The following is a 7,422-nucleotide window of genomic DNA, read 5'->3' on the forward strand; positions in this document are numbered from 1 at the left end:
CTGCGGCCATAGCTCGTGCTAAAGCTAAAAAAGCGGCTAAAGCACTAGATGTTACCGAACAAACTCAGCCCCAAGAGCTACAAGTTGATAGCGCAGCACCTAAGAGTGCAGAAAGTAACACCGATGACTCATCAGTTCTTATTAACGCAGATAAATCTAAATCAGCCGACGATAAGAAAAAAGCCGCCGTGGCTGCTGCAATTGCGAGAGCAAAAGCTAAAAAGTTACAAAAAGAAGGAAATAATCAGTCATGAAATTAACCATGGCCAGTTCGCCGCATAATCACAGCCATAAATCGTTAACGCGATTAATGCTTAGCGTTATTGCTGCGTGTATTCCTGGGCTAATTGCTCAAGTTTTCTTTTTTGGTACAGGTGTGCTTATTCAACTGGTACTAGCGCTTGTTGCTGTAAGCGTATTTGAAGCTGCAATAATGCTAATACGAAAGCGCCCTGTTTGGCCTGCATTAAGTGATGGCAGTGCGTGGCTTACTGCCGTGTTATTGGCATTGAGTATCCCTCCACTTGCCCCTTGGTGGATAATCGTTATTGGCTGTTTATTTTCTATTGTTATAGTTAAACAGCTTTATGGCGGCCTTGGGTTTAATTTATTCAATCCAGCAATGGCGGCTTATGTACTGCTTTTAGTTTCGTTCCCAGTGCAAATGACCGCATGGTTGCCTGTCACCGATTTAATAAATACGCCAATAGGCTTTGCTGATCAGCTAAGGCTAATATTCACCGATTTTACGGCCTCTGGGTTTAGCCTAGATCAAGTACGTGCAGGGGTTGATGGCCTAACAATGGCAACACCGCTGGATACTGTTAAAACAGACATAGCACACGGTTTAACCGTTACCGAAAGCATGCAAAAGCCATTATTTAACGAATGGGCTGGCCTTGGTTGGGTGTGGGTTAACTTAGGCTTTTTAGTGGGTGGTTTATACTTATTAAAAGCAAAAATAATTAACTGGCATATCCCTGTCAGTTTTATCGTAACTTTAGCTGTATGTAGTGCTATTGGTTATATCGCATCACCTGGTACAGAGCCGGGCACCCTATTTCACTTATTAAGTGGTGCCACTATGATGGGTGCCTTTTTTATAGCAACCGATCCGGTATCTGCAGCAACAACTAACAAAGGGCGCTTAATTTATGGCGCGCTAATTGGCTTACTAATTTATTTAATTCGTACCTTTGGTGGTTTTCCTGATGCCATCGCATTTAGCGTATTATTGATTAATATTGCAGTGCCGCTAATAGACTACTACACACAGCCACGTACTTATGGCCATGGAGCAGTAAAATGATCATTTCGTCAATGGCTAAAAATGGTGCTATTTTAACTGCGTTTGCGTTAGCAACAACGGGCTTAGTTGCCTCTATCAACGCGCTTACTGCCGATAAAATTGCAGAGCAAGAACAACTGCAACTTACTGCGCAGCTACAAGAAGTGCTCGACCCAAAATCGTACGACAATCAATTATCGCAAGATTGCGTAATTATTACTGACGAAAAGCTAGGCCCACACGCAAACCAGGTAATTTACCGTGCTCGTAAAAACAATAAACCAGTCGCTGTTGTTATTAGGCATGTTACGCCAAACGGCTACAGTGGCGATATAAACCTGTTAACAGCTGTGTTGAGCGATGGCACTATTGCTGGCGTTCGTACCACTAAACACGAAGAAACCCCTGGTTTAGGCGACAAAGTAGAAGTTAAAAAATCACTTTGGATCACAACATTTAAAAGCTTAACGGTTGAAGGCGAAGAAGACGCTCGCTGGGCTGTAAAAAAAGATGGCGGCCAGTTTGATCAATTTACAGGCGCGACCATAACGCCACGTGCTGTTGTGGGCTCTGTTAAAAATGCCGTATTGTTCGCACAAACTAATTTTGATGATATTTTTGCAGCACCTAATGCCGAATGTATGGAGGTAGCTAAATGAGTGAGTTAAAAACATTATACAAAGAAGGTGTATGGGTAAATAACCCTGCCCTTGTACAGCTTTTAGGTTTATGTCCACTGCTTGCCGTTACCTCAACTGTAACAAATGCCTTAGGTTTAGGCTTAGCAACTTTACTCGTACTAATAGGCTCCAATGTTACCGTATCAATTGTGCGTAACTGGGTGCCAAAAGATATTCGTATACCTGTATTTGTAATGATCATCGCGGGCTTTGTAACAATAGTTCAATTACTTATGAACGCTTACACCTTTGGTTTATATCAATCATTAGGAATTTTTATTCCGTTGATTGTAACTAACTGCGCCATTATTGGCCGCGCTGAAGCATACGCCTCTAAAAACCCTGTTCATTTATCAGCATTTGACGGCTTAATGATGGGCTTAGGCTTTATGGCTGTACTGTTAGTATTAGGTACTATGCGCGAACTAATCGGCCAAGGTACGCTGTTTGACGGTGCCGACTTATTACTTGGCCCATGGGCACAGAGCTTGCGCATAGAAGTATTTAACTTTGATAACCAATTTTTACTCGCAATTTTACCACCGGGTGCCTTTTTAGGACTTGGGCTACTTATTGCCGCTAAAAACGTAATCGACGCACAAATAAAATCAAAACAAGTTGCACCGCCAGAGGCTGAAAAAGGCCCTCGAGCACGTGTTACTAGCTTAACTTAAGGGGAAAACGTATTAGAGCAACAATTAGCACTAATACGTTTTAAGTTGCATGAATAAAGAAAAACGTCACCAAATACTGTCGCGCCTGCGCGACGATAATCCGCACCCAGTTACTGAGCTTGAATATTCAAGCCCGTTTGAGTTACTAGTAGCAGTAACACTCTCAGCGCAAGCAACCGATGTAGGCGTTAACAAAGCCACTCGAAAGTTGTTCCCTGTTGCTAATACGCCACAAGCCATTTTAGATATAGGTCACGATACACTGCGTGATTATATAAAAACCATCGGCTTATTTAATTCTAAAGCTGCCAACGTGTACAAAATGTGCCAAATTTTGGTGAATGAACATAACAGCATCGTGCCAGAAAATCGTGAAGCCCTAGAAGCCCTACCAGGCGTTGGCCGTAAAACCGCTAATGTTGTACTCAACACAGCCTTTGGCTGGCCTGTAATAGCCGTGGATACACATATATTTCGTGTATCTAACCGTACTAAGCTTGCCATGGGTAAAGACGTAGTTGCTGTTGAACAAAAGCTTGAAAAGGTTGTACCAAAAGAATTTAAAGTAGACGTGCATCACTGGTTGATTCTTCACGGACGTTACACCTGCGTAGCGCGTAAACCAAAGTGTGGCAGCTGTATTATTGAAGACCTGTGTGAGTTTAAAGAAAAAACGGAATAGCCCCAAAAGCGCGGTAAGTAGTCGCGAGTTTACCTCGCGCAATGAAGCACAAGCCTCAAAATCCCAAAAGCGCGGCAGAAAGCCACGCCTACAAATATAATACCCCCCTGTAGATGCGAGTTTACCTCGCGCAATAAAGCATAAACCACAAAAGCGCGGCATAAAGCCGCGCCTACAAATACAACGCCAACCCTGTAGTCGCGAGTTTACCTCGCGCAATAAAGCACAAGCCCAAAATCCCAAAAGCGCGGTAGAAAGCCACGCCTACAAATACAACGCCAACCCTGTAGTCGCGAGTTTACCTCGCGCAATAAAGCACAAGCCCCAAAATCCAAAAAGCGCGGTAGAAAGCCACGCCTACAAATACAACGCCAACCCTGTAGTCGCGAGTTTACCTCGCGCAATAAAGCACAAACCCCAAAACCCCAAAAGTGCGACATAAAACCGCACCTATCAATCCATCTAGATAAAACATTTTTATACGTGAGGGCATGTTAGTGAAATAGAACAATTATTAGAACATTATCAAAGTATTAATTTCACAACGCTCACTCCTTTGGTTATGCTAGTGAGCATTATAAAATTATATTGCGAAACCCTCTATGCTACCTCTACTTCGTATCTTGATAATTGAACAAGACCCAGCCACCTTACAAGGGCTTTCAACTAATCTGTCAAAGACCATTCCTAACTTTGAGCGAGACGATATTCATATCGATATTATTGAATGCCTCGAGCTTAAACACGCGCTGGAATGTGTAGAGGAAGATGGTGATATTCAAGCCGTGGTTCTCAGTTGGGATATGCACAACAAAGTGGGTGAGCGGATGTATAGCCGCTTTATCGAGGATTTAAAGGCAATTCGTCTTGAGTTACCGGTTTATGTTATCGGCGACGACACTAAAGGGCTGGAGATCGTAAACGAATCAGAAGAAATCGAATCATTCTTTTTTAAAGATGAAGTGATTTCTGACCCAGAAGCTATTTTAGGTTATATGATCAACGATTTTGACGACCGCTCTGAAACGCCATTTTGGACGGCGTATCGTCGTTACGTTGGTGAAGCAAACGACTCTTGGCATACACCGGGTCATAGTGGGGGTTCTAGCTTTAGAAACTCACCTTACATTAAAGATTTTTATCAGTTTTACGGCCGCAATGTATTTGTTGGCGACCTGTCGGTTTCGGTAGATTCGCTAGGTTCATTATCAGACAGCACTAATACTATTGGTCGCGCCCAAGAATCAGCAGCGGCGACGTTTGAAGTTAAGCACACCTACTTTGTTACAAATGGTTCGTCTACCTCAAATAAAATCATTTTGCAGACGCTCCTGCGCAAGGGCGATAAAGTAATTGTCGACCGTAATTGCCATAAGTCAGTACACTATGGCATCTTGCAATCAGCTAGTTACCCCATTTATTTGGCGAGTATCTTAAATCCAAAATATGGCATTTTCGCGCCACCATCGTTGGCCGACATCAAATTAGCAATTGAAAACAATACTGATGCTAAATTACTAGTGCTTACCGGTTGTACTTACGATGGCCTACTTAGCGACCTAAAACAAGTCGTAGATTATGCTCATCAATATGGTATTAAGGTGTTTATAGATGAAGCCTGGTTTGCATACTCTTTGTTTCATCCTAGTTTTCGTCATTATTCTGCGATACATGCTGGGGCCGATTACATTACGCATTCGGCGCATAAAGTAGTATCGGCGTTTTCTCAGGCGTCTTATATTCATATTAACGATCCCGATTTTGATGCTGATTTCTTTCGAGAGATTTATAGCATCTACGCCAGCACATCGCCAAAATATCAGCTTATTGCATCGCTTGACGTGTGCCAAAAGCAATTAGAGATGGAAGGCTATAAGCTACTTAATGCGCTGCTAAATCATGTTGAGGAGTTTAAACAACAGATGGCCTCGCTTAAGCAAATTAAAGTATTAGCTAAGCAAGACTTTATGGAAATATTCCCGCATTTTAGTGGTGATAACATGGGTCACGACCCATTAAAAATCCTTATTGATATTAGTGAGCTACCTTACTCATTAAAAGATATTCATAAATATCTACTGGATGAAATTGGGCTAGAGATAGAAAAATACACACACAGCACCATTTTGGTTTTACTGACGCTTGGCGGCACACGCTCAAAAATAATTCGTTTGTACAATGCATTGAAAAAGCTAGATAGCGGTAAAGTAAAACTATCGAAATCGACGCGTAGAGCTCGCTTACCTGAAAATTTACCAGCTATAGATTTGGCGTGTATTCCAAGCGATGCTTTTTATGGTGACCGCGAATCTGTGCCTATTAGCAAAAGTAACAACCGCATTTGTGCAGGTTTAGTTACTCCATATCCACCGGGGATTCCGCTTTTAGTCCCAGGCCAGCATATCACTAATGACCATATCGAATATTTACAAGAGTTGGCAAGCCAAGGACTGACGATTCAAGGCAGTTTCGATGGTGAAATTTATGTTCTTAAGGGTAAGGTTAAGAAGTAACGGTATTGGTTTAATACTATCTCGATAATAATTGCTGGTGGCAGTGTCGCAAGACATTGCCGCAGTAACAGTATTTAAAAGTAAATACAAAGTGGGATAAATCATCCTTATAAATATTAACTAATTTTAGTTAAAAAAAAGCAAGCCAGGTGGCTTAATGCCGATCAGTTAAGAAATATTTAACGATCCATTGACCGATCTTCTGGTTAGTTTATAAAGGCTTCTGAATTTATTCAGGAGCCTTTTATTTTGCAACTCACTACCGCACTTTCTCTAGCCAATAGCTACGCACCCAATTCAGAAGGCTTAGGTCAACTGAGTGATTTTTTATGCCCTGAGTTTATCAAACAATGCGCAGAAACCGCAGGTGTCGCGACGATAAGGAAAAGAAGGCTTCCTGTTGAGATGGCCGTTTGGACAGTCATTTGTATGTCGTTTTATCGTGAAGACCCACTGTGGAGTATTGTCAGTAAATTAGGGCTCGCTTTACCAGGTAAAAAAGAACTCGTTGCGCCCAGCGCGGTTGTACAGGCTAGGCAGCGGCTTGGGGCTGATGCCGTTAAACAGGTTTTTGAGCAAAGTCAGCAAATGTGGAATGCTGATGCGAACCATCCCACATGGTGCGGGCTATCACTACTGGGTGTTGATGGTGTCATTTGGCGCACACCGGATACTGCTGAAAATCAACATGCATTCTCCATGTGGAAAAATCAGTATGGTGACACGGCCTTCCCTCAGGTTCGCATGGTGTGTTTGATGGAGTTAACTAGTCATTTATTAATGGGGAGCGCCTTTGATAGTTGTCGTACAAGTGAAATGGTGTTGGCTGAAGACTTAATCGAGGCAACACCCGATAACTCACTGACGTTATTTGATAGAGGCTTCTATTCTCTAGGCTTACTCAATCGTTGGCATCATGCTGGGGTAAATAGGCATTGGCTTCAACCGATGAGAAAAGGCACGCAATATGAAATTGTTCGCTCTCTAGGTCGTCAAGACAAACTCATCAAGCTAAAAGCAACAGCACAAGCGAGAAAAAAGTTCGACGATTTACCAGAGAGCATTGAAGTTAGGCTAGTCACAAAAACGGTTAAGGGGAAAGAGGTGAATATACTCACTTCATTAACAGACCCAATGCGTTTCCCTAAGGCTGAAATTGTTGACCTCTATAGTGATCGGTGGGAAATTGAACTTGGTTATCGAGAAATGAAACAAACCTTACTGAATAGTCACTTTACGCTACGCAGCAAGAAACCTGAGATGATAGCGCAAGAATTATGGGGCGTAATGTTGAGCTATAACTTGCTCCGATACCAGATGGTGAAAATGGCGCAGAAAAAATCTGGAATATATGCAAAACACCTGAGTTTTACGACGTGTGCTATTAGTATTATTAACCTTATTCATACAATGTTTATAGAAAATGCAGGACGGATACCTAAATCAATAGAGCAATTACAAGCTCAAGTTGAACATCACATATTGCCGATAAAACGGGAGCGGGCGTATCCGAGGTGTGTGAAACCAAAACCCAGTAAATACCCCAATAAAAAAAGCCAGTCAGCTGTTAACTGACTGGCATTAA

The 7,422-nt window shown here is 42.3% G+C and carries 6 protein-coding genes and 1 pseudogene; all 7 read left to right on the forward strand.

Annotated elements, in window-relative coordinates:
- Nucleotides 1–254 (forward strand): annotated as a pseudogene (locus L654_RS01000000125385) (electron transport complex subunit RsxC); the annotation flags it as partial.
- A complete protein-coding gene (rsxD, locus tag L654_RS0103120; RefSeq protein ID WP_024607244.1) occupies nt 251–1,309 on the forward strand; it encodes an electron transport complex subunit RsxD in 1,059 nt (352 codons plus the stop codon). The pseudogene L654_RS01000000125385 and the gene rsxD, both read left to right, overlap by 4 nt.
- On the forward strand, nt 1,306–1,947 hold the full coding sequence (rsxG, locus tag L654_RS0103125; RefSeq protein ID WP_002962266.1) for an electron transport complex subunit RsxG: 642 nt from the start codon (nt 1,306–1,308) through the stop codon (nt 1,945–1,947). The genes rsxD and rsxG overlap by 4 nt, the downstream gene beginning before the upstream one ends.
- Nucleotides 1,944–2,642: an electron transport complex subunit E gene (locus L654_RS0103130; RefSeq protein ID WP_002962263.1), complete on the forward strand. Its 699-nt coding sequence runs from the start codon at nt 1,944–1,946 to the stop codon at nt 2,640–2,642. Before rsxG ends, L654_RS0103130 begins: the two co-directional genes overlap by 4 nt.
- A 49-nt stretch (nt 2,643–2,691) precedes the next feature.
- Complete coding sequence (gene nth, locus L654_RS0103135; RefSeq protein WP_024607245.1) at nt 2,692–3,324, forward strand: endonuclease III; 633 nt, start codon at nt 2,692–2,694, stop codon at nt 3,322–3,324.
- Between the two features lie 602 nt (nt 3,325–3,926).
- On the forward strand, nt 3,927–5,837 hold the full coding sequence (locus L654_RS0103145; RefSeq protein WP_024591500.1) for an aminotransferase class V-fold PLP-dependent enzyme: 1,911 nt from the start codon (nt 3,927–3,929) through the stop codon (nt 5,835–5,837).
- Between the two features lie 249 nt (nt 5,838–6,086).
- Nucleotides 6,087–7,412: an IS4 family transposase gene (locus L654_RS0103150; RefSeq protein WP_024607224.1), complete on the forward strand. Its 1,326-nt coding sequence runs from the start codon at nt 6,087–6,089 to the stop codon at nt 7,410–7,412.
- Nucleotides 7,413–7,422 lie beyond the last annotated feature (10 nt).

It is taken from the genome of Pseudoalteromonas sp. TAB23 (assembly GCF_000498075.1).
GTDB classification, from domain to species: Bacteria; Pseudomonadota; Gammaproteobacteria; order Enterobacterales; family Alteromonadaceae; genus Pseudoalteromonas; species Pseudoalteromonas arctica.

What these genes read in the sequence shown, in the direction of transcription:
- rsxD (WP_024607244.1), top strand. Translation starts at nt 251, where the DNA reads ATGAAATTAACCATGGCCAGTTCGCCGCATAATCACAGCCATAAATCG.
- L654_RS0103145 (WP_024591500.1), top strand. Translation starts at nt 3,927, where the DNA reads ATGCTACCTCTACTTCGTATCTTGATAATTGAACAAGACCCAGCCACC.
- rsxG (WP_002962266.1), top strand. Translation starts at nt 1,306, where the DNA reads ATGATCATTTCGTCAATGGCTAAAAATGGTGCTATTTTAACTGCGTTT.
- L654_RS0103130 (WP_002962263.1), top strand. Translation starts at nt 1,944, where the DNA reads ATGAGTGAGTTAAAAACATTATACAAAGAAGGTGTATGGGTAAATAAC.
- nth (WP_024607245.1), top strand. Translation starts at nt 2,692, where the DNA reads ATGAATAAAGAAAAACGTCACCAAATACTGTCGCGCCTGCGCGACGAT.